Genomic DNA, 23,254 nt, shown 5'->3' with positions numbered 1-23,254 from the left:
TGCTCGACCGGCTCGCCTCCGACGAGGCGTACGGGCGGGCCGCGGAGGTCTGGGAGATCGCTGCGACCATCGCCATGCTCGCCAGCGACTACACCACGTACCTGACCGGCGAGGTCGTCTCGATCTCGTCGCAGCGGGCCTGACCCGTGCGCGGTTCCGGTAGCTGCCGCTACCGGAACCGCGCACGGCAGCCCTGAAAGGATGCCTCCATGACTCCTCCCAGAGACGATGCCGCCAAGTCCGGGCGCCGGGCCGAGCTGCTCGACATCGCCGCGGAACTGTTCGCCTCGCGCGGGGTGCGTGCCACCACCGTGCGCGACATCGCCGACGCCGCAGGCATCCTGTCGGGCAGTCTCTACCACCACTTCGACTCCAAGGAGTCGATGGTCGACGAGATCCTGCGGGGATTTCTCGACGACCTGTTCGGTCGCTACCGCGAGATCGTCGCCTCGGGTTCGGACTCCCGCGCCACCCTCGAGGCGCTCATCACCGCGTCGTACGAGTCGATCGACAAATCGCACGCCGCGGTCGCGATCTACCAGGACGAGGCCAAGCGGCTCGTGGAGAACGAGCGGTTCTCCTACATCTCCGACCGCAACACCGAATTCCGCGACCTGTGGGTGGGGGTGATCGAGCGCGGCATCGCCGACGGCACGTTCCGGCCGGACGTCGACGTCGAACTCGTCTTCCGGTTCCTGCGCGACACCGTGTGGGTGGCCGTGCGCTGGTACCGGCCCGGCGGCACCCTCACCGCCGACAAGGTGGCCCAGCAGTACCTGTCCATCGTGCTCGACGGACTTGCCAATCCCTGAACCGACTTTCCCGGAACCGACTAGGAGTCCCTCATGACCGAGGTATACATCGTCGATGCGGTACGCACCCCGATCGGCAAGAAGAACGGCGGCCTGTCCGGCGTCCACCCCGCCGACCTGGGCGCGCACGTGATCAAGGCGGTCGTGGACCGCACCGGCATCGACCCGAGCGACGTCGACGACGTCGTCTTCGGCTGTGTCGACGCCATCGGCGGCCAGGCCGGCAACATTGCCCGCACCGCGTGGCTCGCTGCCGGCTACCCGCAGCACGTCCCCGGCGTCACCGTCGACCGGCAGTGCGGGTCGAGCCAGCAGGCCCTGCACTTCGGTGCGCAGGCCATCCTGTCCGGCACCGCCGACCTCATCGTCGCCGGCGGCGTGCAGAACATGTCGCAGATCCCGATCTCGGCGGCCATGATCGTGGGGCAGCAGTACGGCTTCGACACCCCGTTCGGGGGGTCGACCGGCTGGACCGAGCGTTACGGCGACCAGGAGGTCTCGCAGTTCCGCGGTGCCGAGATGATCGCCGACAAGTGGGATCTCAGTCGTGAGGACCTCGAACGCTGGGCGCTGCAGAGCCACGAGCGGGCCAAGGCGGCCATCGCCGGGGGCCGCTTCGAGGGCGAGATCGTCCCGCTCGGCGACGCCACCGTCGACGAGGGGCCCCGCGAGACGAGCCTCGAGAAGATGGCGTCCCTCGCGACGCTCGTCGAGGGCGGCAGGCTCACCGCCGCCGTCGCCAGCCAGATCTCCGACGGTGCGTCGGCGGTACTGCTCGCCTCCGACGAGGCCGTGCGCAAGTACGGACTGAAGCCTCGTGCACGGATCCATCACCTCAGCGCCCGCGGCGACGACCCGATCTTCATGCTCAGCGCGCCCATCCCGGCCACGCAGCACGCGCTGGCGAAGACCGGCCTGAGCATCGACGACATCGATCTGATCGAGATCAACGAGGCCTTCGCCCCCGTCGTGCTGGCCTGGATCAAGGAGATCGGCGCAGACCCGGCCAAGGTCAACGTCAACGGTGGCGCCATCGCGCTGGGTCACCCGCTCGGCGCCACCGGCACCAAGTTGATGGCGACGCTGCTCAACGAGCTCGAGCGCCGCGAGGGCCGGTACGGCCTGCTGACGATCTGCGAGGGCGGCGGCACCGCGAACGTGACGATCATCGAGCGCGTGTAGCCGGGCGGCTGCGCTGCCGGTGTGTCCTTCGGGCTGTCAGGGCAGCCCGAAGGACACACCGGCGCGTCAGCGCAGGGTCGGGTCGGTGACGCGGTCGCTGCTCCCGGCGGTGCGGAACACGTGGTCCGCGAGATCGGCGAGCGGATCGGCGGGCAGGACGTGGACGATCTGCTGGTGCACGACGCCGCCGTCCGGGCACCAGACGACCACCCGCCGGGGCCCGGGCGCCACCTGGTGGGCGACCATCGATCCGGACGGCTCGACGGGCAGACTGCGGGTGTCACCGTCCGCGTCGGGGTCCACGCGGCAGCTCTCCGGGTGGACGGGCACGCCGTGCACCGTCACCTTCACCCGCTCGCGGCCCGCGACGACGTCGGCGGTGGCGGTCGCCTGTGCCGTGGCCGGAACAACCACTGCCGCAACGATCGTGGACAACGCCGCCGCCGTCGCACCTGCATACCCGAATCGCATGGTTTCTCCCTCCCGCGCGGGCTCTCCCACCCGTCGGGCACAGCGTACAAGTGGGCGGCGGCTCAGGACCGGAAGGACACCCGGGCGTGCATGCCGTCCGGCATGAGGGTGAGTCGCTCGGCGACCTTCAGCCGGTAGCCGGGATCCATCGCCAGGTCGTAGCGGCGCAACAGGGTTCCCAGCACGAGGGTTGCCTCGTGCAGCGCGAATTGCCGTCCGATGCAGGCGCGTTCTCCGGTGCCGAACGGCTTGTACACGTGCGCGGGCCGGGCCCGGACCTGTTCGGGCAGGAAACGGTCGGGGTCGAACTCGTCGGCGTCGTCGCCCCACACCGCGCGGTCCCGGTGCACCGCGGGCAGCAGCACGAGCACCCAGTCGCCGGCGCGCATCCGGTACCGGCCGCCCAGAGTGGTGTCCACCTTCGCCTCCCGTGCGTACGCGGGCGCCGTCGGCCACAGCCGCAGCGCCTCGTCGAGCACCCGACGGACGTACCGCAGCTTGGCGATCTGTTCGAAGGCCGGCTCGCCGTCGCCCCAGACCTCCTCGACCTCCGCCCGCGCCCGCGTGTAGGCCTCCGGGTCGCGCATCAGGTAGTACAGGGCGAACGACAAAGCGCCCGAGGTGGTTTCGTGTCCGGCGACGAGGAAGGTGAGTACCTGGTTGCGGATGTTGACGGCGTCGAGCTTGTTCGGATCGCCCTCCCGGGACGCCCGCAGCATCAGCTCGAGCAGGTCGTCGGGGGCGGGGCCGGGCGCATCGCTCCTGCTACGGATCACCGCGTCGACGACGTCGTGCATGTGCGCCCGGTCGAGGTCGTACTGTCGCTTGGCGGCGGGGAAGAGGAAGCGCCCGACGACGGGAACGGTGCGCAGCATGCTGCGCTGCGAGAACGACAGTCCGCCGACCATCGCCTCGACGAACGGATGCCGCTCTTCGCGTTCGAACGGCTCGAACGAGTAGCTGAACCCGGTGCGGCCGATGGTTTCCAGCGTCAGTTTCGTCATGTCCGCGGCGACGGCGACGTCGCCGCCGCTGCGTGCCCGGCGGTCCCAGTGCGCGACGAGCTGGGCAGTGACGTCGAGCATCGTCGCGTGGTACCGGCGCATCGCCTGCTGCGTGAACGCCGGCATCAGCAACTCGTGGGCGCGACGCCAGTTCGGTTCCTCGTTGTAGGCGGTGAACAGCCCGTCGCCACCGATCGCCCGCAGGGCCTCCACGCCCGGCGCGAGGTGCTTGGCGAAGCGCTTCTCGTCGGACAGCTCGGCCGTGAGTTCGCCGGAGCAGACGAACACGAAGCGGCGGCCGAATGCGGTGCGTTCGAACACCGGGCCGAGGGCTTTGTGGGTGGCCATCGAGTTCTGCACCGGGGTCTTCAGCGACATGCCCAGGACGTCGCCGGCGAGGGGCAGGCGTTTCGGCGGGCGTGGAATCTCCGTGTCGAACACTCGCGACGTGGCCATGACCATGCTCCGACCCCCAGTTATTGAACCCGCGTACAGTAGTCACGCTACGCCGGGACGGATACCTGTCAAGAACTAGATTGGATCCGTGGCCCAACCCCGCCGACGTCTCGACCCCGAGCAGCGCCGCGCGCAACTGCTCGACATCGGCGCGCGCCTGTTCGCCGAGCGAGCCTACGAGGACGTGTGGATCGAGGAGGTCGCCGAACTTGCGGGGGTCTCACGCGGCCTGATGTACCACTACTTTCCGACCAAGCGGGACTTCATGGCGGCGGTCGTCCAACGCGAATCGGACCGGCTGCTCGCCGTCACCGAACCCGATCCGCGGCTCACCGTCGCCGAGCGGATCACCGCGGGCCTCGACGCCTACCTCGACTACGTCGCCTCGCACCGGCAGGGCGTCGCGGCGGTCAACCGGGCCGCGGACTCCGCCGATGCGGGTATCCGCGCGATCGTCGATACCGAACTCGGAGTGCAGCAGGAACGCATCCTCGACGCCCTCGCCCCGCCCGACGACGAACGCGAACTCGTCGCGGTCGCCGTGCAGGGCTGGATCGCGCTCGTGCGCAGCGTGTGCGTCGACTGGCACGATCACCCCACCGTCACCGAGGCGCAGCTGCGGGAGCTGTGCCTGAACGCTCTGCGCGGGATGCTCGGCGGTCGCCTCGGCTGATGTTCCGGCGTTACCCTCGGTTCATGTGCCGGAACATCACGGAGCTGCGCGGGCTCGAGCCGGCAGCGACCGACGAGGAGATCGAGGCCGCCGCCCGGCAGTACGTGCGCAAGGTCAGCGGCGTCCACAAGCTCTCCGACGCCACCCGCGAACCGTTCGAGGAGGCCGTCGCCGAGGTCACGGCCGTCACCATGCGGCTGCTCGACCGGCTCCCGCCGCGCCGGCAGCCACCGCCGACGGTGCCCCCGCTGCGCCGGCCGGAGGTGCAGGCGCGGATCGCAGCTCGCGGCTGACCGGGTCGCGGATGGATCTGCTCGCGCTTCGGGAATTCGCGCCGTCCGCGGAGGGGGCGAATCCCGAAGGCGCAAGCAGATTTCCGTACGTCTATGCGCGCGACTCCTGACCGCGCAGCGCGGCCATCGCGTCGATCCGCTCGACGGCCTCGGCGACGATGCGGTCGATCAGTTCCTGGCAGCTCGGCAGGTCGTCGAGCATGCCGACGACCTGCCCGGAGGCGAGCACACCGGCCTCGGTGTTGCCCTCGACGAGCCCGGCCTTGAGCAGCATGGGGGTGTTGGCCGCCATGATGATCTGTTGCCACGTGCGGTCGCTCGCCCGCTTCATCGCGATGCCGTCCTTCACGAGCGTCGACCACTTCATCCCGGTCATGGCCTTGAACTTGGCCGCGTTCCTGGCGGCGGCGACGAGACCTTTCGCGTAGCTGCCACGTTCGAGGCTGTCCACGAGTTCGGTGTTGAGCACCCGGTGCGGCATGCCGTCGACCTTGACCGAGACCGTCGTGTCCTGCAGACCCCGGCTCAGATACTCCTGCTTCACCGAATCGGGCACGGCGCTGTCGCTGGTGAGCAGGAACCGGGTGCCCATGGCGACGCCGGCCGCCCCGTAGGCGAGCGCCGCTGCCAGGCCTCGGCCGTCGAAGAACCCGCCGGCCGCGACGACCGGGATGTCGACGGCGTCGAGCACGCTCGGCAGCAGCAGCGTGGTGGCCACCGGTCCGGTGTGCCCGCCGCCCTCGCCGCCCTGCACGATCACCGCGTCGGCTCCCCAGGAGGCTACCTTCACCGCGTGCTTCGCGGCGCCGATGGACGGGATGACCACGACGCCGTGGTCCTTGAGCTTGGCGATCAGTTCCTTCCTGGGCGCGAGCGCGAAGGAGGCGACCCGGACGTTCTCGCGGATGAGCAGGTCGATGCGCTGGGCGGCGTCGGACGCATCGGCTCGGATGTTCACGCCGAAGGGCTTGTCCGTCGCCGCCTTGGTCTTCGCGACGGCGACCTCGAGTTCCTCGTACGTCATCGTCGCCGAGGCCAGGATGCCGAGGCCGCCCGCATTGGAGGTGGCGGCGGTCAGCCGGGGGCCGGACACCCAGCCCATGCCGGTCTGGACGATCGGATGCTCGATGCCGACGAGGTCGGTCAGTGCCGTCGTCAGGCGTGGACTCATACCGCCACCTCCCGGTCTCGCAGTCCACGCGGATCGAGGACCTCGCGGATCAGGCGCAGTTCCTCGGCGGTGGGCTCCCGGGTGACTGTGGCCTCGTCGAGGCCGGCCACCTCGAAGGAGGTGTTCTCGGCGACCTGCTCGGCGGTGACACCCGGGTGCAGGGTCAGCGCCCGGAACGTGTGGCCGGGGCCGCCGAAGTCGAACGAGCCCAGATTGGTGACGACCCGGTGCAGGTGCAGGAACCGGAACGCCGGGTTGGCCGGATCGACCTGGTCGTAGCCGACACCGGAGACGATGTCGACCCGGTCGCAGAACACCCGCGAATTGTGCTTGCCGACCCAGTAGCTCGTCGCGTGGTTGATCGTGTTGCCGGGGGCGCCGCGCACACCGAACATCTGCCGGGTCGGGTGCTGCAGCGGCCCGAACGCCGACAGGTTCTGGTTGCCGTGCCGGTCGATCTGGTTGGCGCCCATCACGACGTGGCGGCGGCCGGAGGCGACGACGTCGAACACCTTGCGGAACGGCATCCAGCCCTCGATCGGGCCCTTCGCGCCGACGGCGGGGGTGTCGGCCAGGATCAGGGCCTCGCCGTCGGTGATGAGCAGATCCGGTTCGGTGGTCAGCCGCGCGAGGCGCGCACCGATGAGCGGCAGTGTCGCCATGGGGCTGGCCATGATCTCGCCGGCGCCGGCGAAGATCTCGGCGCATGCGATGGCGCAGTACTCGGCGCGGGTCACCGTGCCGGAGGTCTGCGGGGTGGTCGTCTCGGTCATGCCTGCTCCTCGCTGAAGGCCTGCACTGCGGCCTGGTAGTCCTCTTCGCTGCCCGAGAGGAAGCGGTCGACGAATGCCTGCCACGCCTGCGGGTCCTTCGCCGATTCGGCGTAGTGGCGCTGGAACTTCTCGTCGCGACCGTAGCTGTCGCCGGCAAGGGTGAAGTGGGCGCCGTTCGGTGCCTCGACGACCCCGTCGACCATCATGCGGTTGAGGACGAGGGACTGCAGGGGGACGGACTTGACGAGTTCCTCGGTCTCGACGATGCGTTCGACCGAGACGTACCGCTTCTCGGCAGCCAGGCAGTACAGGTCGTCGAAGTAGGGGTCGACGCCGGTGTAGGCGGCGTTGCCGTGCGCATCGCCGAGGTTCAGATGCACCAGGGACGCATCGAGATTCAGCGCCGGCATCGCGATCAGCGTCTCGGCCTCGCCCGACTCGTGGGGGTACGGCGAGGTGACGGTCTGCAGCTCGCCCTCCCAGAAGTCGACGACGGCCGAGCCCAGGCCGGCGCGGATCGGCAGGAACGGCAGCCGGGCGGCGGCCGCCTCGAGGCCGCACTTGACCATGCCCTCGTCCATCTCCCGCGCGACGATCTCGCCGTTGGTGCGGGCCTTGGCGAACCACGGGTCGTAGAACGGGGCCGAGTCGAGGGAGACGAACCCGTAGTACGCCTTCTTCACCTTTCCGGCCGAGCACAGCAGTCCCAGGTCCGGGCCTCCGTAGGTCACGACCGTCAGGTCCTTCACATCCGAGCGCAGGATCGCGCGGACGAGCGCCATCGGCTTGCGCCGCGACCCCCAGCCGCCGATGCCGATCGTCATGCCGCTGCGCAGCTCGCCGACCACGTCGTCGAGCGACATCCTCTTGTCACGCATGGTGTTTCATGTCTCCTGATCAGTGGTTGGCGCGCGGTTTGCCGGTGGCGACGAACTCGTCCCGGTGCTCGTCCGCGATGCCGGCGAGGTTGAGTTCGAAGGTGAAACCCTGCTCGAATCGGTAGCTTTCCTTCACGTCCACCGGATCGATGCCGTTGATGGCTTCCTTGGCGCACCTGATGACGCGGGTGTCCTTCGCCGCGATCTTCCCGGCGATCTCGCGGGCGGTGGCGTCGAGGTCGGCGCGCGGGACCACCTTGTAGACGGAACCGAAGTGCTCGAGCTGCTGGGCGGTGACGTTCTGCGCCGTGTAGTAGAGGGTTCGCATCATGTGCTGCGGCACGAGCCGGGCGAGGTGGGTGGCGGCGCCGAGCGCGCCGCGGTCCACCTCGGGCAGGCCGAAGACGGCGTCGTCGGAGGCGACGATGACGTCGGCGTTGCCGACGAGGCCGACGCCGCCGCCGACGCAGAACCCGTTCACGGCGACCACGACGGGCACGGCGCAGTCGTAGACGGCGGCGAAGGCGGCGGCGCAGCCGCGGTTGGCGCCGATGAGGGCGTCGTGCCCGTCGGTGGCCTGCATCTCCTTGATGTCGACGCCGGCGTTGAAGCCGCGGCCCTCCGCACGCAGGATCACCACGTGCGTGGCCGGATCCTTGCCTGCGGCCAGGACCGCGTCGGCCAGTTCGAACCACCCCTGGGAGGGGATGGCGTTCACAGGCGGGTAGTCGACGGTGACCGTGGTGATGCCCGCGCCGTCGGTGGTCGAGGTGATGCCCATGGCAGGTTCCTAACGTCTGTACCGAACCAAGCGATTGCTTGGTAAGTTAGCACATGCGGGGCGAAGACCCCAGGGAGCGGAATCGTGGAGGCGGGGCGAGCGTGTCGCCCGGATTCCCCGGCAACGACATCTATTCGAGGAGAAGACATAGTGAGCGGACTGGTCAACGGGCGCGTCGTGATCGTCACCGGCGCGGGGCGCGGCATCGGGCGGGCCCACGCGCTGGCCTTCGCGGCCGAAGGCGCGAAGGTCGTGGTCAACGACATCGGGGCCGGCGCGGACGGTTCCGCGACGGGGGAGAGCCCCGCGGAGCAGGTCGTCGCGGAAATCCGCGCGGCCGGCGGCGAGGCCGTCGTCAACGGTGACGACGTCGCCGACTGGGCCGGCGCGCAGAACCTGGTGCAGACGGCCCTGGACGCCTTCGGGCGGCTCGACGTCCTGGTCAACAACGCCGGATTCCTGCGGGATCGCATGCTCGCCAACATGAGCGAGGAGGAGTGGGATGCGGTGATCCGGGTGCACCTCAAGGGCCACTTCGCCCCGATGCGGCACGCGATGGCGTACTGGCGCGGGGAGGCGAAGGCCGGCAACCCGGTCGACGCCCGCATCGTCAACACCAGCTCGGGCGCCGGCCTGATGGGCAGCATCGGCCAGGGCAACTACGCCGCCGCCAAGGCCGGGATCGCCGCTCTCACGATCCAGGCCGCCGCGGAGTTCGCGCGCTACGGCGTCACCGTCAACGCGATCGCGCCGGCCGCGCGGACCCGCATGACCGTGGGCGCGGGCGGCGCGATGGCCGAGTCGATGGCCGCCCCCGAGGAGGGCTTCGACGCGATGGCCCCGGAGAACGTCTCACCGCTGGTGGTGTGGCTCGGCAGCGCCGAGTCGAAGGAGGTCACCGGCCGGGTGTTCGAGGTCGAGGGCGGCAAGGTCTCCGTCGCCGACGGCTGGCGGCACGGCGAGGCGATCGACAAGGGCGAGCGCTGGGATCCGAAGGAACTCGGTCCGGTCGTGGAGAAGCTGATCGCGCGCAGCGAGCCCCCGACCCCGGTCTACGGGGCCTGATCAGTCGTGCGCGCTTTCGGTAGCGTCCGCTACCGAAAGCGCGCACGGGTGGGGGCGACTATGCGGGCGAACGGACGATGATGGTGGTGCCGGGGAAGTACGCGGCCAGCTCGGTGCGGGCGTGCTTGAGGGTCGCGGTGCCGTAGCCCTGCTTGCGCAGCTCCGGGTGGACCCAGATCGCGACGTCGACCTCGTGGCCCTGCAACTCGCCGAACGCGAAACCGACCGGCTTGGGTTCGGTGCCGGACAGGTCCTCGGCGACCAGCCACACCGCGGACTCGTCGTCGATGCGCGACAGGCCGGCGGCGCGTTCCTGCTCGACCCGGTCCTCGCCGGCGTCGCCGAGCTGCTCTTCGCACCGCGCGCGGAACAGCTCGCGGTCTCGATCGCTGTTGCTGAACTGACGCAGCCGGAAGTGGGCACCGGTGGCGTACGGACGCTCGGCGGCCGTCCACTTCAGCACCGCGTCGAGGTCGTCGAGTTCCTCCCGGATCTTCTTCCGCTCCGCCTTGGTCAGCCGCCGGAACGGAAGGTTGAGCACCGCCTCGGCGCAGGACTCGTTCGTGTCGAGCAGCCGTGCGACGGTCGTGACGGCCTCGGCTCGGTCGTTGCTCTCGACGATGGCATCGAGGACCTCGTGCCGGCGTTCGAGCGCGCGCAGCAGTGCCGCGGCGATCTCCCGCTTGTCGAGTACCCGGTCGTGGTCGGCGGTTGTCATCGGGTGACATCCCTTCTCGAGAGCAGCTCGACCGGGCACCCCGTTGGTTCGTGCCCGGCCGTGCCGGCTCCCGCGAAGATCACTCGCACACCACCACCGGGATGACCCGATCCGTCCAGGACTGATAATTGTCGAAATCCGCGTACATCGCCACCAGCCGCGGCCAGTAGTGCGACCGTTCCTCGGGCGTCGCCACCCGCGCCGTCATCTGCCGCACCCGCGAGCGCACCTGCACGGTCACCCGCGGATCGGCGCGGATGTTGCGGAACCACAGCGGGTGCTGGGGCAGGCCGCCCTGGGAGGCGACGAGCACCACCCGCTCACCGTCCTCGAGGAACAGCAGGGGAACGGTCCGTGGCTGCCCCGTCTTCCGGCCCGTCGTCGTGACCAGGCAGACGGGGATGCCCCACGGGAAAGCGCTGCCCACCCGCCACTTTCCACCGATCCGGCCTCCGGTGGCCTGGTAGGCCGCCACGTTGGCGCGCGACATCCACTTGATGATCGGCACGGTCCACTTCGAATCGAGGCCCTTCGGCGCGGCGGCTGGGCTCATGTCAGATCCGCTCGATGATCGTGCCGGTCGCCAGCGCGCCGCCGGCGCACATGGTGATCAGCGCGGTCGACCCGTCGCGGCGCTCGAGCTCGTGCAGGGCGGTGGTGATCAGCCGCGAGCCGGTGGAGCCGACGGGGTGACCCAGCGCGATCGCGCCACCGTTCACGTTGACCTTGTCCATGTCGGGCTCGTGCACCCGGGCCCACGACAGCAGCACCGACGCGAACGCCTCGTTGACCTCGAACAGGTCCAGGTCGCCGATCGTCATCCCGGACTTGTCGAGGACGCGGCTCGTCGCCTGCACCGGACCGTCGAGATGGAATTCGGGTTCGGCGCCGACGAGGGCCTGCGAGACGATCCGGGCCCGCGGCTTCAGGCCCAGCGCGGCGGCGCGGTCGGAATCCATGAGCAGCACCGCGGCTGCGCCGTCGGAGATCTGCGACGAGGTACCGGCGGTGTGGACGCCGCCGTCGAGGACCGGCTTCAGCTTCGCGAGCGACTCCGCGGTCGTCTCACGCAGACCCTGGTCGCGGGCGACGGTCTGCTTCTCGCCGGTGAGGGCGCCCGCCTTGTCGACGACGGGCGCGACGACGGGCAGTACCTCGCGGTCGAAGCGGCCCTCGTCCCAGGCCTGCTTGGCCAGTGCCTGCGACCGGACGCCGAGGGCGTCGACGTCCTCGCGGGTGATGCCGCGCCGGCGGGCGATGCGCTCGGCCGCCTCGAACTGGTTGGGCATGTCGATGTTCCACGACTCGGGACGGCGTGGGCCGGCGAGTTCGCCGACGTTCGCGCCGAGCGGAACCTGGGACATGGCCTCGATACCGCAGGCGATGCCGACGTCGATGGCGCCGGTGGCGATGAGCCCCGCGATCAGATGGTTGGCCTGCTGAGCCGACCCGCACTGGCAGTCGACCGTGGTCGCGCCGACCTGCCACGGCAGTCCGGCGTGCAGCCACGCGGTGCGGGTGATGTTGTTGGACTGCGCGCCGGCCTGCGTGACGCACCCGCCGATCACCTGTTCGACGAGGGTGGGATCGAGGCCCGCGCGTTCGAGCAGTCCGCTCTGGGCGGCCCCGAGGATCTCGGCGGCATGCAGGCCGGCGAGCCAGCCGCCGCGCTTGCCGATCGGGGTGCGTGCCGCCTCGACGATGACTGGTGTGCCCACGGTGGGCTCCTTTCTGATCCTTGTCCTCGCAAAGTAGAACAGGTTTTCGTGGCGGACAAGACGTGGTCCGAATGATCGGGACTTGGCGATTCCTTGGCCTCCGGGCCGCCCTGTGCTTGAATGCTTTTAGAACGTGTTCCACATCACGACCCGGTGCACTCGTCAGGGTAGGAGAGAATTCAGTGGCGCAGCCCAACATCCCCGAAGACATCGACTTCACCGATCCGGATCTCTACGCCGAGCGGATGCCGTTCGAGGAGTTCGCCGAGCTGCGTAGGACCGCCCCCGTCTGGTGGAACAAGAAATCCCCGGACGTCGGCGGGTTCCACGACGAGGGATTCTGGGTCGTGTCGCGGCACGAGGAGGTCCGTGAGGTCTCCCGCCGCAGCGACGTGTTCTCCAACTGGGAGAACACCGCGATCCCGCGATTCAACGACGACATCCCGCGCGAGGCCATCGAACTGCAGCGGCACGTCCTGCTCAACAAGGACGCCCCCGAGCACACCAAGCTGCGCAAACTCGTCGCCCGCGGCTTCACCCCCCGCGCCATCAACGGCCTCCGGGCCGAGCTGAACGCCCGCGCGAAGAAGATCGTCGAGGACGCGTGCCAGGCCGGCCGGGGCGACTTCGTCACCCAGGTCGCCGCGGAACTGCCCCTGCAGGCCATCGCCGAACTGATCGGCGTCCCGCAGGAGGACCGGGACAAGATCTTCGAGTGGTCGAATCAGATGACCGGATACGACGACCCGGACAACACCGCCGACCCCGCGGCCGCGTCGATGGAGGTCCTCGGCTACGCGTACCAGATGGCTGCCGCGCGCAAGGAGTGTCCGGCCGACGACATCGTCACCACGCTGATCGAGGCGGACATCGACGGGGACGAGCTCTCACCCGAGGAGTTCGGCTTCTTCTTCATCGTGCTCGCCGTCGCCGGCAACGAGACCACCCGCAACGCGATCACGCACGGCATGGCGGCATTCCTCGACAATCCCGAGCAGTGGGAGATCTTCAAGCGGGACCGGCCGAAGACCGCGGCCGACGAGATCATCCGCTGGGCCACGCCGGTCATCTCGTTCCAGCGCACCGCCCTCGAGGACACCGAACTCGGCGGGCAGACGATCCACAAGGGTGACCGCGTCGTGATGCTGTACGCGTCGGCGAACAACGACGAGGAGGTGTTCGACAACCCCCGGACGTTCGACATCCTGCGAGATCCCAACCCGCACCTCGCCTTCGGCGGAACCGGTGCGCACTACTGCCTCGGCGCCAACCTGGCGCGGATGGAGATCGACCTCGTCTTCAACGCGATCGCCGACTACATGCCCGACATCACCAAGGTCGCCGACCCGCGCCGGTTGCGGTCCGGCTGGCTCAACGGACTCAAGGAGTTCCGGGTGGACTACAGGACGGAGGGCGGCTGCCCCGTCGAGCACTGACCGGATGCGACGGCGCGGGAGATCGGAATCCTTCCGCGTCGCCGTGCCTTCCGCAGGCGCCGGTCGTCCTTCGGATCCCGGCGGTTCCCGGATCGGCGCGCGGAGGGACGGCGGACGGAAGGGGAGTACCGCAGAAACCGACGACGTGGGTGCACCCCGCCGAAATTGGGGGTGAGGGCGGGGTGCCCGGCCACGGTATTCGGCCCGCCGGGGCCCGGTAGCTTCCGGTCCTGCTGACCGGGACCGGGCGGGCCGAACCGCGGCGATCTCGCGTGCAGCAGGCCCGGGTCTGGTGTTCCACCCAGTGAGACGCCTTCTCCCGTGTGCCGCGGTTGCGGAAATAGTGTCACGTGCTCCCCGGAACGGAATCGGCGAAAGGCTTCGAGCATGGTGGATTGGGCAGAGGAATGCGACGTCCTCGTCGTGGGATCCGGGGCGGGAGGCTGCTGCGGCGCCTACACCGCCGCCCGTGAGGGACTGTCGGTCGTCCTGGTCGAGGCCTCCGAGTACTTCGGCGGCACGACCGCCTACTCCGGCGGCGGTGGGGTCTGGTTCCCCACCAACGCCGTGCTGCGCCGGGCCGGCGACGACGACACCATCGACGACGCCCTGACCTACTACCACTCGGTCGTCGGCGACCGCACCCCCCGCGATCTGCAGGACGCCTACGTCCGCGGCGGCGCACCCCTGATCGACTACCTCGAGGCCGACGAGGACATCGAGTTCACCGCCTACCCGTGGCCGGACTACTTCGGCAAGGCTCCCAAGGCCAGCGCGAAGGGTCGCCACATCGCACCGACCCCGCGGTCCGTCGTCGACGACCCGGAACTCAACGAATCCGTCCGTGGGCCGCTGGGTCGCGAGCGCAACGGGGATCCGTTGCCGGACAAGCTGATCGGCGGACGTGCCCTCATCGGCCGGTTCCTGCTCGCCATGCGCAAGTACCCGAACGTGCAGTTGCACCGGAACACCGCGCTCGAGGAACTCGTCGTCGAGGACGGCGCCGTGGTCGGCGCGATCGTCTCCCACGGCGACCAGCGGCGGGCGGTGCGGGCCCGCAAGGGCGTCGTGCTCGCCGCCGGCGGATTCGACCACAACGACGAGATGCGCGCGCAGTACGGCGTCCCCGGCGCGGCCCGCGATTCGATGGGGCCGTGGTCCAACCTCGGCAAGGCGCACCAGGCGGCCATCGCGATCGGCGCCGACGTCGACCTGATGAGCGAGGCGTGGTGGTCGCCGGGGCTGACCCACCCCGACGGGCGCTCGGCCTTCGCGTTGTGCTTCACCGGCGGCATCTTCGTCGACCAGGACGGCAACCGCTTCACCAACGAGTACGCGCCCTACGACCGGCTCGGCCGCGACATCATCGCCCGGATGGACAAGGGCGAGATGACGCTGCCGTTCTGGATGATCTACGACGACCGGGGCGGCGTCGTGCCGCCGATCGCGGCGACGAACGTCCCGCTCGTGGAGACCGAGAAGTACGAGGCGGCGGGACTGTGGAAGACCGCCGACACGCTCGCCGAACTCGCCGGGCAGATCGGAGTGCCGGCCGAGGCGCTCGAAGCGACCGTCGCGCGGTTCAACCGCCTCGCCGCCACCGGCGTCGACGAGGACTTCGGCCGCGGGGACGAGCCCTACGACGTGGCGTTCACCGGCGGCGGCTCGGCACTGGTCCCGATCGAGAAGGGCCCGTTCCACGCCGCGCAGTTCGGCATCTCGGACCTCGGCACCAAGGGCGGCCTGCGCACCGACACCGTCGGCCGCGTGCTCGACGGCGCCGGGACGCCCATCGCCGGGCTGTACGCGGCGGGCAACACGATGGCCGCCCCGAGCGGCACCGTCTACCCCGGCGGCGGCAACCCGATCGGCACCAGCGCGCTGTTCGCCCACCTGGCGGTCCGGCACATGGCCGGAGCGTAGGAACGCCGCCACTCGTCCGGTCCCGCTCAGTGGGTCCTGCGTCACACTCGGAGCACTCCGTCCGTACGGTTCACATCGACGAACCGTAGGAGTTTTCATGAGTACATCGTTCGCACCCGAACGGACACCCTCGACCCGTGCCGAACGCCGCTACGAGCGGACCCGACCCGTGTGGGCGGTGGTGGCCATTCTCATCGCCGTCGAGGTCATCAGCGCATTCGAGACGTCGATGATGTACGCGGCGCTGCCGACGTTCGCCCGGGTCTTCGAGGCGGACGCCTCCGCGGTCGGATGGACCGTGACGGCGTTCCTGCTGGTGGCGGCGGCCTCGGCGGCGGTGTGCGGCCGGCTCGGCGACATGTACGGCCGCGAACGGGTGCTGATGTTCGTGCTGGCCTGCGCCGCCACCGGCTCCGTCGTCAGCATGGCGTTCGGGACCCTCGAGGCCATCATCGCCGGCCGGGCGATCCAGGGGGTGGCGGGCGCGATCCTGCCGCTGTGCATCGGGCTCGCCCGTGAGCATCTGCCCGCGGAACGCGTCCCGATGGCCGTTGCACTGATCTCCGGGTCCGCCGTCGCGGCCGGGGCCGCCTCCCTGCTTGTCGCCGGCATTCTCATCGACCTCGGCGACTGGCGGTACATCTTCGTCGTCGCCGCGGCCTACGCCCTCGTCTGCCTGTTCCTGGTCGAGGCCGTACTGCCGTGGCGGCGTCGCAGCCACCATCGGCAGCCGATCGACGTCGTGGGCGCGACCGGCCTGGCGACGGCCGTGGCCGCCGTCCTGTTCGGGTTGACCCAGAGCCGCGCCTGGGGCTGGAGCGACGGCCGCGTCCTCGCACCGATCGTCGTCGGTGCGGCGATCTTCGCCTGGTGGGTGTGGTGGGAGCTCGGCCGGCCGTCCCCGATCGTGAACCTGCGCCTGCTCGCCGAACGCAACGTCGCGCTGACGATGCTCGCCGGGGTGGCCCTCGGCGTCGGGCCGATCGGGGTCGGGACGATGATCATCCCGATCATCATGCAGAGCCCCACCTCCGCGCCGTTCGGCCTGGGACTCTCACCCACCTACGCCGGAACGCTGTCGTTCGTCGGCGCGATGATCGGCATGGCGTTCACGCCCGTCGCCGGCCGGATCGCCGCCGCGGTGGGGGCACGGTCGTCGCTGCTGCTCGGCAGTGCGGTCTTCCTCGTGGCGTGCGCCGGATTCTTCTTCTTCCGGGCCTCGGTGATCGGGATGACGCTGCTGGTCGTGGCCGTCTCGGTGGCGACGGCGTTCGCGTACACCGCGCTGCCGAATCTGCTCGTCGAGTCCGTCCCGGAACACAACACGAGCGAGATGGCCGGCAGCCAGACCGTGCTGCGCACCGCCGCGTCGGCCGTGGGCACCTCGGTGGCGTCCCTCCTGCTCGCGTCCCTGGTGGTGCCGGGGACGGCCACGCCGACGGTCGCCGCACTCGGGGCCGTCTGCACGATGCTGGTGCTGTCCTGCGCCGTGACGATCGTGCTGGGCGCGGCGATCAGGTATCGCCGCGCGTGACGCCCTGCCCCTCCAGCAGCGCCAGATCGCCGGGCACGTCGACGTCTCCCGGATCCGCCAGGCCTGTGCAGTCGAGCCGGCGCACCCGGTCGCGGTGGCCGGCGAGGAATCGCCGGGCGCCCTCGTCGCCGACGGCCTCCCGGGCCGCCACCTCGGCATCAGGCCGGTCGAACACCACGGGATGGCCGGGGCGGTCGCCGAACGTCGGCAGGGTGATCGTGCCGGGGCGGTGCGCGGCCAGCACGGTCCGGACGAGTTCGGCGGTGATGCCGGGAAAGTCGACGACGGTCAGGGCGATCACCTCGTGGCCCGTCGCGGCGTCCACGCCGCACCGCAGCGACGTCGACATCCCCTCGGCCCAGCGCGGATTGACGACGGTGCGGACGCCCGGCGGACACGCGGCGACGACGTCGTCGGCGTAGGCGCCGGCGACGACCGTGATCTCGTCGCAGCCCCCGGCGGTGAGCGCGGCCACCACGGTGTGCAGCAGGGGGCGGCCGCGGTGGGGGAGCAGCGCTTTTGCGCGTCCGCCCAGTCGCGTGCCGCCCCCCGCGGCGAGGACGATCCCGGCGACGGTCATGGCCGGACCCTAGCCGCGTGCTGCCTCGGCTGCGGGGCGAACCGTCTTCATGGCCCGTTCGACTTCCCAGAAGGCGCGCAGCGACGCGATCCGGCCGTCGTCGTCCACGCGGTAGACGAACACGCCCTCGGCGTCGATCACGTTGCCGCCGAGGGTGGTGCGGATGGTGCCGATGTTGACGCATTCGTCGCCGCACACCAGCACGTCGTCGACGAGGAATTCGAGCCGGTCGGTGTTCGCGATGGTCATGTCGTAGAAGCGCGAGATCGCCTCCCGGCCGTGGTGCCCCTTGCCCTCCGGGTCGAAGCCGGACGGACCGACTGGGTCCTCGACGATCCCGTCCTCGGCGAACAGTGCCAGCCACTCGTCCTTGCGCTTGCCGGCGGCCGCGGCCTGGGACGCCCGCGCGGCCACCCGCGCCGGGTGTTCGTCGCTCATGCCTGCTCCCTTCGATGGATGTACTTGTCGGCGAAGCTGCGCAGGGACTCCTGCTTCGCCTCGAGGGGACTGTCGAAGCCGTGCCCGTCGAAGATCCACGGCACCACGATGATGTCGGTGACCCCGGCGTCCTCGAGTTCGGCGTACCCCGCGCCGCCGAACTTGTCGACGCACACGGCCTGGATCTCGAACGGCTCGTCGGCGCGGCCGTATCCGGCGCGCAGTTCGCGCAGGCGCGCGATCACGTCGACGAGGTCGTCGAAGCGGATCATCGCCGAGGTCCAGCCGTCGCCGATCCGGGCCGCGCGGCGCAGCGCGACGTCGGTGTGGCCGCCGATGTAGAACGGCACCGGTGCGCTGGGGGCGGGGCTCATCTGCAGGCGGTCGAAGTCGAAGAACTCGCCGTGGTGTTCGACCATGCCGCCGCCGAGGATGAGCCTGATGACCTCGATCATCTCGTCGACCCGCTTGCCACGCCGCGCGTACGGGACGCCGCACCACTCGAATTCCTCCGGGGCCCAGCCGATTCCCACGCCGAAGCCGAAACGGTTCCCGGTCAGATTGGCCACCGAGCCGACCTGGCGGGCCAGCAGCACCGGGTTGCGGGAGCCGAGCTTGAGGACCTGGGTGTAGAACCGGAGGGTCGACGTGACCGCCCCCATCGCGGCCGCGGCGATCAACGGATCCACCCACGGCGTGTCCTCGGTCCACATCCGTGACCCGTCGGGGGTGTACGGGTAGTCGACGCTCTGCTTCTCCGTGTAGAACAGGGAGTCGGGCAGCGCGATCGAGGCGAACCCGCACTCCTCGGCGGTGCGGGCCAGGCCCGCGAGCTGGTCGAGCGGCGTCATCGCGACGCCGACGGTGAAGTCCACCACGGTCCGTGCCTATCGTTCCGGTCGGTCCGAGCCGACGACCCACATCGAGAAGTACTGCGAGCCGCCTCCGTACGCGTGCCCGAGCGCCTTGCGCGCACCGTCGACCTGATGTTCGCCGGCACGGTGCATCACCTGCATCGCCGCCTCGGCGAACCGGATCATGCCGGACGCCCCGATCGGGTTGGACGACAGCACACCGCCGGACATGTTGACCGGCAGCTGACCACCGAGGGCCGTTTCCCCGGACTCGGTGAGCTTCCAGCCGGAACGTTCGGGGGCGAAGCCGAGGTTCTCGAGCCACATCGGTTCGAACCACGAGAAGGGGACGTAGATCTCGGCGCAGTCGATCTCGGTGAGCGGATCGGTGATGCCCGCGGCCCGCCACAGCGCCGCCGCGGCCATCCGGCCCGCCTCGGGGTTGACCTGGTCGCGGCCGGCGTACGTGGTCGGCTCGGTTCGCATCGCGGTGGCGTGGATCCACGCGACGCCCCGGCCCTGCGCCTCGACCGCCGCGGCCGAGTCCTCGTCGCCGATCACCACGGCGCACGCACCGTCCGACGAGGGGCAGGTCTCGTCGTAGCGGATGGGATCCCACAGCATCTGCGACGCCTGCACCGACTCGAGCGTGATGTCCGGCTGCTTGAGGTGCGCGTAGGGGTTCTTCGCGCCGTTCAGCCGGTCCTTGACGGCTACCATCGCGCCGATGTGTTCGGGGGCGCCGGAACGCCGGATGTAGGAGCGCACGTGCGGGGCGAAGTAGCCGCCGGCGCCCGCACCGACCGGCATGGTGAACGGCACCGGGGTGGACAGCGCCCACATGGCGTTCGATTCGGACTGTTTCTCCCACGCCACGGCCAGCACCCGTCGGTGCACGCCGGCCTGGACGAGGCTGGCGGCGACGTTGGCGGTGGACCCGCCGACGGACCCGGCGGTGTGGACCCGGAGCATGGGCTTGCCGGTGGCGCCGATCGCGTCGACCATGCCCAGCTCGGGCATCATCACGCCCTCGAACAGGTCCGGGGCCTTGCCGATGACGACGGCGTCGATGTCGTCCCAGCCCACGTCCGCGTCCGCGAGCGCCCGGTCGATCGCCTCGCGGACGAGACCGGACATGGACACGTCGTGCCGTTTGGCGACGTAGTGGGTCTGTCCCGTGCCGAGGACAGCGGCGAGTTGCTTGCCCATCAGTTGCGTCCCTCCAGAACGGCTACCAGATTCTGTTGCAGCACAGCCCCGCTCGTCGCGTGTGCGAGCGCACGTCCGGCGCGGCCGTCCATGATCGCCTGCGCGGCACAGCCGATGCGTTCGAGTCCGCCGGAGAACATGGGGTTGCCGGTGAGCGGACCGCCGGTCGGGTTGACCGCCGTCGCGCCCGAGAGGCCGAACGCCTCGCGCAGGATCAGCTCCTGATGCGTGAACGGGGCGTGCAGCTCCGCGACGTCGAAGGCGGTGTCCCCGCCGGTCACCGCCGCGGCGGCCGCGGCGGCGGACGGCGCCTGCGTGAGGTCCCGCGAGCCGAAGTTCGGGGTGTCGATGCGGTGCTCGATGCCGGTGATCCACGCCGGGTTGTCGCACAACTCGCGGGCCCGGTCACCGGCAGCGAGCACGACGGCTGCGGCGCCGTCGGTGACCGGGGCGCAGTCGTGTCTCCGCAACGGGTCGGCGACGTAGGGCCGGCCGAGCAGTTCCTCGACCGTGACGTCGCCGCTGATCTGGGCGTTCGGATTGTCCTTGGCGGCGGCCCGTGCGCGTACGGCGACCTCCGCCATGGCTTCTTCCGTCCACTTGCCGGCGTCGAGTCCGAACCGGGCCTGCAGCCCGGCGAGCGAGACGGAGTCGAGGCCGAGCGGTGCGACGAGGTACGGGTCGAGCTGCACGCCGAGGACCTGGCGCAGCGTGCCCGCCGAGGACTTGCCGAAGCCGTACACGAGCGCGGTGTCGACCTCCCCGGTGATCAGCTTGACCCACGCCTCGTACAGGGCCCAGGCAGCGTCCATCTCGACGTGGGACTCGTTGATCGGCGGCACCGCGCCGATCGCGTCCACCGCCGAGATGAACGAGAACGCCCGGCCGGCCAGGTAGTCCGACGACCCCGAGCACCAGAAACCGATGTCGGACTTGGTGATCCCCAGCTTGTCGTAGAGCTCCCGGAAGCACGGGACGAGCATCTCGACGCCGTTGGTGGTGCCGGTGGTCTCGCGCACGTGAGGTGCCTGCGCGAAGCCGACGACTGCGATGTCTGTCATGGTGGGCGCGGCTCCCTTACAGGTGGTGTTCGAAGGTTTCGTAGTCGGCGTCCGGTTCGCCGGTCGGCCGGAAGTACTCGATGTTGCGCAGCGTGTAGCCCCACTCCTCGCGCGGCCGCCACTTCGCCTCCACCCGCATGCCCATGCGCACCTCGGATGCGTCGCACTCGAGGATCAGGTGCAGGAACGGGATGTCGGCACCGTCGAGCAGCACGTAGGCCGCGACGTAGGGCGGCGCGATCTGCTGCCCGAGGAACGGCACGTTGACGATGCAGAACGTGGTCACGATGCCCTTGTCGGACACCTCGACCTGCTCGCGGGTGGGGATGCCGTCGGTGGGGTTCGCGCCGCGCGGCGGGATGTAGACCTTGCCGCCGGGGCCGGTGCGCCCGCCGATCAGTCTGCCCTCGGCCAGCCCTCGCAGGTAGTAGGACTCCTCGGACGAGGCGCTGTGCGTGTAGTGCAGGTCCAGCGGGGTGATCATCATCGTCACCGGTTCACCGGAGTCCTCCGTCCGCACCGTCACGGTGCCGGCCTCGCCGGGTTCGAATCCGGCGATGTCGCGGATGTGACCGACGCGGTCGTCGGCCCAGCGCACCCGCACCCGCATGCCGGTGTGCATGGCGGCCGAGTCGGGGACGTCGACGGCGTGCAGCAGTGTCGTGTCGGCCCCGTCCAGTTGGATCAGCGCCCATGCGAAGGGACGGTCGAACGGCTGGCCCGGCAACGGTTCCGGATTCCAGGTCCAGCTGCGTACCGTGCCGCTCTGCCCGACCTCGACGAAGTCGGTGAGCGGTTCGTGGGTGACCGCGTCGAACTCCGGGGGCGGCACGAGGACTCGTCCGTCCGAACCGCGGGCGCCGAGGATTCGTCCGTCACGCAGACCGGTGACGAACGCGCCGACGGTCGGACCCGTGGATCGGGTGTAGTCGAACTTCAGGTTCAGTGGTGCGCTCAGCGGTTTCTCCGCGGTCGCGCTCTTTCCCAGGCTCACAACTTCGAGTAGAACAGGTTCTAGAGACGGTGGCAAGGGTACTGTCCGAGCAGCGGTGCCTTCGGTCCACCCCGAAAGGAATGGTGTGCAATGAAACTGGGTCTGCAGCTCGGCTACTGGGGGGCCCAGCCGCCCGCGAACGCCGGAGAACTCGTCGCGGCCGCCGAGGCGGAGGGCTTCGATGCGGTCTTCGCCGCCGAGTCGTGGGGCTCGGACGCGTTCACCCCGCTCGCCTGGTGGGGCTCGGGCACGCAGCGGGTGCGGCTCGGCACGTCCGTCGTGCAGATCTCCGCTCGTACCCCCACCAGCTGCGCCATGCACGCCCTCACCCTCGACCATCTCAGCGGTGGCCGGCACATCCTGGGCCTCGGCGTGTCGGGCCCGCAGGTCGTCGAGGGATGGTACGGCGAGCCGTTCGCCAAGCCGCTGGCCCGCACCCGCGAGTACGTCTCGGTGGTGCGCAAGGTGCTGGCCCGCCGCGAGCCGGTGACCAACCCGGGCCCGCACTACCCGCTGCCGTACGACGGCCCCGGTACCACCGGACTCGGCAAGCCGCTCAAGCCGATCACGCACCCGCTGCGCGACGACATCCCCATCTGGATCGGCGCCGAGGGACCGAAGAACGTCGCGCTGAGCGCCGAGATCGCCGACGGATGGCTGGCCATCTACTACTCGCCGCGCCTGGCCCCGATGTACGACGAGTGGCTCGACGAGGGTTTCTCCCGTCCCGGCGCCCGGCGCACCCGCGCGGACTTCGAGATCGCCGCGACCTGTCAGGTCGTCGTCACCGACGACCGGGCGGGGACCGTCGCGGGCCTCAAACCCGTCACCGCCCTGTACGTCGGAGGCATGGGCACCCCCGAACTGAACTTTCACGCCCAGGTGTACCGGCGGATGGGCTACGGCGACGTCGTCGACGAGGTGACCAGGTTGTTCCGCGCCGGCCGCAAGGACGAGGCCGCCGCCGCGATCCCCGACGAGATGGTCACCGAGACGATGATCGTCGGCGACCGCGACGAGGTCCGCGCCGGGGTGAAACGCTGGTCCGACGCGGGCGTGACGATGCTGCTGGTGAGCTGCCACGACGCCGAGCACGTGCGTTCCCTGGCGGACGTCGTCCTGCGGTGATCTCCGGCGCCCCTCCCGCTGTTGCTGCGTGACCGAATGTCACACCGGTTCGATGTGATCGACCCGATGATGCTCCTATGTTCCGTCAAGGGCTCGTGGGGT

The 23,254-nt window shown here is 70.0% G+C and carries 24 protein-coding genes and 1 pseudogene; 10 read left to right on the top strand and 15 right to left on the bottom strand.

The window, feature by feature from the left end:
• The 3 genes and pseudogenes from QYS60_RS24705 to QYS60_RS24695 form a co-directional block, all read left to right on the top strand.
• Window positions 1–143 (top strand): annotated as a pseudogene (locus tag QYS60_RS24705) (short chain dehydrogenase); the annotation flags it as partial.
• Window positions 144–209: 66 nt separating this feature from the next.
• Window positions 210–812, top strand: coding sequence for a TetR/AcrR family transcriptional regulator (locus tag QYS60_RS24700; protein WP_003935857.1), 603 nt, complete (start codon window positions 210–212; stop codon window positions 810–812).
• A 33-nt stretch (window positions 813–845) separates the two neighbouring features.
• A complete protein-coding gene (locus QYS60_RS24695; RefSeq protein WP_289377238.1) occupies window positions 846–1,994 on the top strand; it encodes an acetyl-CoA C-acetyltransferase in 1,149 nt (382 codons plus the stop codon).
• A 66-nt stretch (window positions 1,995–2,060) separates the two neighbouring features.
• On the opposite strand, the gene QYS60_RS24690 is transcribed toward QYS60_RS24695, so the two are convergent.
• Together QYS60_RS24690 and QYS60_RS24685 are read right to left on the bottom strand one after the other, a co-directional pair.
• Window positions 2,061–2,465 (bottom strand): hypothetical protein, encoded by a 405-nt coding sequence (locus tag QYS60_RS24690; protein ID WP_289377240.1) that lies wholly within the window; start codon window positions 2,463–2,465, stop codon window positions 2,061–2,063.
• A gap of 62 nt (window positions 2,466–2,527) precedes the next feature.
• On the bottom strand, window positions 2,528–3,925 hold the full coding sequence (locus QYS60_RS24685) for a cytochrome P450 (RefSeq protein WP_371384547.1): 1,398 nt from the start codon (window positions 3,923–3,925) through the stop codon (window positions 2,528–2,530).
• 88 nt (window positions 3,926–4,013) lie between these two features.
• On the opposite strand from QYS60_RS24685, the gene QYS60_RS24680 reads away from it, so the two are divergent.
• Complete coding sequence (locus QYS60_RS24680) at window positions 4,014–4,598, top strand: TetR/AcrR family transcriptional regulator (RefSeq protein ID WP_003935853.1); 585 nt, start codon at window positions 4,014–4,016, stop codon at window positions 4,596–4,598.
• 23 nt (window positions 4,599–4,621) lie between these two features.
• A complete protein-coding gene (locus QYS60_RS24675; protein ID WP_003935852.1) occupies window positions 4,622–4,891 on the top strand; it encodes a DUF2277 domain-containing protein in 270 nt (89 codons plus the stop codon).
• A gap of 91 nt (window positions 4,892–4,982) precedes the next feature.
• On the opposite strand, the gene QYS60_RS24670 is transcribed toward QYS60_RS24675, so the two are convergent.
• From QYS60_RS24670 to echA20, 4 genes are read right to left on the bottom strand one after another with little or no spacing between them, the layout of a single operon-like run.
• On the bottom strand, window positions 4,983–6,062 hold the full coding sequence (locus QYS60_RS24670) for an NAD(P)H-dependent flavin oxidoreductase (RefSeq protein ID WP_371384546.1): 1,080 nt from the start codon (window positions 6,060–6,062) through the stop codon (window positions 4,983–4,985).
• Entirely contained in the window at window positions 6,059–6,835 is a 777-nt protein-coding gene (gene ipdB, locus QYS60_RS24665) for a cholesterol ring-cleaving hydrolase subunit IpdB (protein WP_054371630.1), read from the bottom strand. The genes QYS60_RS24670 and ipdB overlap by 4 nt, the downstream gene beginning before the upstream one ends.
• Complete coding sequence (gene ipdA, locus QYS60_RS24660) at window positions 6,832–7,713, bottom strand: cholesterol ring-cleaving hydrolase subunit IpdA (RefSeq protein WP_371384545.1); 882 nt, start codon at window positions 7,711–7,713, stop codon at window positions 6,832–6,834. Before ipdA ends, ipdB begins: the two co-directional genes overlap by 4 nt.
• Before the next feature lie 19 nt (window positions 7,714–7,732).
• Entirely contained in the window at window positions 7,733–8,494 is a 762-nt protein-coding gene (gene echA20, locus QYS60_RS24655; protein WP_371384544.1) for a (7aS)-7a-methyl-1,5-dioxo-2,3,5,6,7,7a-hexahydro-1H-indene-carboxyl-CoA hydrolase, read from the bottom strand.
• Between the two features lie 150 nt (window positions 8,495–8,644).
• On the opposite strand from echA20, the gene QYS60_RS24650 reads away from it, so the two are divergent.
• Window positions 8,645–9,559, top strand: a complete 915-nt coding sequence (locus tag QYS60_RS24650; RefSeq protein WP_289377253.1) for an SDR family oxidoreductase — start codon at window positions 8,645–8,647, stop codon at window positions 9,557–9,559.
• A gap of 58 nt (window positions 9,560–9,617) precedes the next feature.
• On the opposite strand, the gene QYS60_RS24645 is transcribed toward QYS60_RS24650, so the two are convergent.
• From QYS60_RS24645 to QYS60_RS24635, 3 genes are all read right to left on the bottom strand, one after another.
• On the bottom strand, window positions 9,618–10,277 hold the full coding sequence (locus QYS60_RS24645; protein WP_289377254.1) for a GNAT family N-acetyltransferase: 660 nt from the start codon (window positions 10,275–10,277) through the stop codon (window positions 9,618–9,620).
• A 79-nt stretch (window positions 10,278–10,356) separates the two neighbouring features.
• Window positions 10,357–10,830, bottom strand: coding sequence for a nitroreductase family deazaflavin-dependent oxidoreductase (locus QYS60_RS24640; RefSeq protein ID WP_289377255.1), 474 nt, complete (start codon window positions 10,828–10,830; stop codon window positions 10,357–10,359).
• 1 nt (window position 10,831) lies between these two features.
• Window positions 10,832–11,995: a steroid 3-ketoacyl-CoA thiolase gene (locus tag QYS60_RS24635; protein WP_054371624.1), complete on the bottom strand. Its 1,164-nt coding sequence runs from the start codon at window positions 11,993–11,995 to the stop codon at window positions 10,832–10,834.
• A gap of 182 nt (window positions 11,996–12,177) precedes the next feature.
• Here QYS60_RS24635 and QYS60_RS24630 point away from each other — a divergent pair, with 182 nt between their 5' ends.
• The 3 genes from QYS60_RS24630 (at window position 12,178) to QYS60_RS24620 (ending at window position 16,888) form a co-directional block, all read left to right on the top strand.
• Complete coding sequence (locus tag QYS60_RS24630; RefSeq protein ID WP_054371623.1) at window positions 12,178–13,431, top strand: cytochrome P450; 1,254 nt, start codon at window positions 12,178–12,180, stop codon at window positions 13,429–13,431.
• A gap of 321 nt (window positions 13,432–13,752) precedes the next feature.
• Window positions 13,753–15,354: an FAD-binding protein gene (locus QYS60_RS24625; RefSeq protein WP_371384543.1), complete on the top strand. Its 1,602-nt coding sequence runs from the start codon at window positions 13,753–13,755 to the stop codon at window positions 15,352–15,354.
• Between the two features lie 97 nt (window positions 15,355–15,451).
• Window positions 15,452–16,888 (top strand): MFS transporter, encoded by a 1,437-nt coding sequence (locus QYS60_RS24620; RefSeq protein WP_081005103.1) that lies wholly within the window; start codon window positions 15,452–15,454, stop codon window positions 16,886–16,888.
• Here QYS60_RS24620 and QYS60_RS24615 read toward each other — a convergent pair.
• Genes QYS60_RS24615 through QYS60_RS24590 form a run of 6 tightly spaced genes read right to left on the bottom strand, consistent with a single transcriptional unit; the run spans window position 16,869 to window position 22,024 of the window.
• Window positions 16,869–17,468 carry a nucleotidyltransferase family protein gene (locus QYS60_RS24615; protein WP_289377262.1) on the bottom strand — a complete coding sequence of 200 codons (600 nt, stop codon included), beginning with the start codon at window positions 17,466–17,468 and terminating at the stop codon, window positions 16,869–16,871. The two genes, QYS60_RS24620 and QYS60_RS24615, sit on opposite strands and share 20 nt — an antisense overlap.
• A gap of 9 nt (window positions 17,469–17,477) precedes the next feature.
• A complete protein-coding gene (locus QYS60_RS24610) occupies window positions 17,478–17,906 on the bottom strand; it encodes a nuclear transport factor 2 family protein (protein WP_371384542.1) in 429 nt (142 codons plus the stop codon).
• Window positions 17,903–18,781, bottom strand: a complete 879-nt coding sequence (locus QYS60_RS24605) for a TIGR03619 family F420-dependent LLM class oxidoreductase (RefSeq protein WP_371384548.1) — start codon at window positions 18,779–18,781, stop codon at window positions 17,903–17,905. The genes QYS60_RS24610 and QYS60_RS24605 overlap by 4 nt, the downstream gene beginning before the upstream one ends.
• Before the next feature lie 12 nt (window positions 18,782–18,793).
• A complete protein-coding gene (locus QYS60_RS24600) occupies window positions 18,794–19,969 on the bottom strand; it encodes a thiolase domain-containing protein (RefSeq protein WP_003939578.1) in 1,176 nt (391 codons plus the stop codon).
• A complete protein-coding gene (locus QYS60_RS24595) occupies window positions 19,969–21,030 on the bottom strand; it encodes a thiolase domain-containing protein (RefSeq protein WP_371384541.1) in 1,062 nt (353 codons plus the stop codon). The genes QYS60_RS24600 and QYS60_RS24595 overlap by 1 nt, the downstream gene beginning before the upstream one ends.
• Before the next feature lie 16 nt (window positions 21,031–21,046).
• Window positions 21,047–22,024 (bottom strand): Zn-ribbon domain-containing OB-fold protein, encoded by a 978-nt coding sequence (locus QYS60_RS24590; RefSeq protein ID WP_371384540.1) that lies wholly within the window; start codon window positions 22,022–22,024, stop codon window positions 21,047–21,049.
• 90 nt (window positions 22,025–22,114) lie between these two features.
• On the opposite strand from QYS60_RS24590, the gene QYS60_RS24585 reads away from it, so the two are divergent.
• Complete coding sequence (locus QYS60_RS24585; protein ID WP_289377270.1) at window positions 22,115–23,152, top strand: LLM class F420-dependent oxidoreductase; 1,038 nt, start codon at window positions 22,115–22,117, stop codon at window positions 23,150–23,152.
• Window positions 23,153–23,254: the final 102 nt, after the last annotated feature.

The sequence above is a fragment of the Rhodococcus sp. GXMU-t2271 genome (assembly GCF_041414735.1).
Lineage (GTDB): Bacteria > Actinomycetota > Actinomycetes > Mycobacteriales > Mycobacteriaceae > Rhodococcus > Rhodococcus indonesiensis.
This window is presented reverse-complemented; position numbering and strand designations above follow the sequence as displayed.

Bases quoted from the DNA above. Each gene is read 5' to 3' on its own strand.
- ipdB (WP_054371630.1), bottom strand. From the start codon at position 6,835: ATGACCGAGACGACCACCCCGCAGACCTCCGGCACGGTGACCCGCGCC.
- QYS60_RS24615 (WP_289377262.1), bottom strand. From the start codon at position 17,468: ATGACCGTCGCCGGGATCGTCCTCGCCGCGGGGGGCGGCACGCGACTG.
- QYS60_RS24640 (WP_289377255.1), bottom strand. From the start codon at position 10,830: ATGAGCCCAGCCGCCGCGCCGAAGGGCCTCGATTCGAAGTGGACCGTG.
- QYS60_RS24610 (WP_371384542.1), bottom strand. From the start codon at position 17,906: ATGAGCGACGAACACCCGGCGCGGGTGGCCGCGCGGGCGTCCCAGGCC.
- QYS60_RS24675 (WP_003935852.1), top strand. From the start codon at position 4,622: ATGTGCCGGAACATCACGGAGCTGCGCGGGCTCGAGCCGGCAGCGACC.
- QYS60_RS24585 (WP_289377270.1), top strand. From the start codon at position 22,115: ATGAAACTGGGTCTGCAGCTCGGCTACTGGGGGGCCCAGCCGCCCGCG.
- QYS60_RS24645 (WP_289377254.1), bottom strand. From the start codon at position 10,277: ATGACAACCGCCGACCACGACCGGGTACTCGACAAGCGGGAGATCGCC.
- QYS60_RS24695 (WP_289377238.1), top strand. From the start codon at position 846: ATGACCGAGGTATACATCGTCGATGCGGTACGCACCCCGATCGGCAAG.
- QYS60_RS24700 (WP_003935857.1), top strand. From the start codon at position 210: ATGACTCCTCCCAGAGACGATGCCGCCAAGTCCGGGCGCCGGGCCGAG.
- QYS60_RS24670 (WP_371384546.1), bottom strand. From the start codon at position 6,062: ATGAGTCCACGCCTGACGACGGCACTGACCGACCTCGTCGGCATCGAG.
- QYS60_RS24685 (WP_371384547.1), bottom strand. From the start codon at position 3,925: ATGGCCACGTCGCGAGTGTTCGACACGGAGATTCCACGCCCGCCGAAA.
- QYS60_RS24620 (WP_081005103.1), top strand. From the start codon at position 15,452: ATGAGTACATCGTTCGCACCCGAACGGACACCCTCGACCCGTGCCGAA.
- QYS60_RS24690 (WP_289377240.1), bottom strand. From the start codon at position 2,465: ATGCGATTCGGGTATGCAGGTGCGACGGCGGCGGCGTTGTCCACGATC.
- ipdA (WP_371384545.1), bottom strand. From the start codon at position 7,713: ATGCGTGACAAGAGGATGTCGCTCGACGACGTGGTCGGCGAGCTGCGC.
- QYS60_RS24600 (WP_003939578.1), bottom strand. From the start codon at position 19,969: ATGGGCAAGCAACTCGCCGCTGTCCTCGGCACGGGACAGACCCACTAC.
- QYS60_RS24595 (WP_371384541.1), bottom strand. From the start codon at position 21,030: ATGACAGACATCGCAGTCGTCGGCTTCGCGCAGGCACCTCACGTGCGC.
- echA20 (WP_371384544.1), bottom strand. From the start codon at position 8,494: ATGGGCATCACCTCGACCACCGACGGCGCGGGCATCACCACGGTCACC.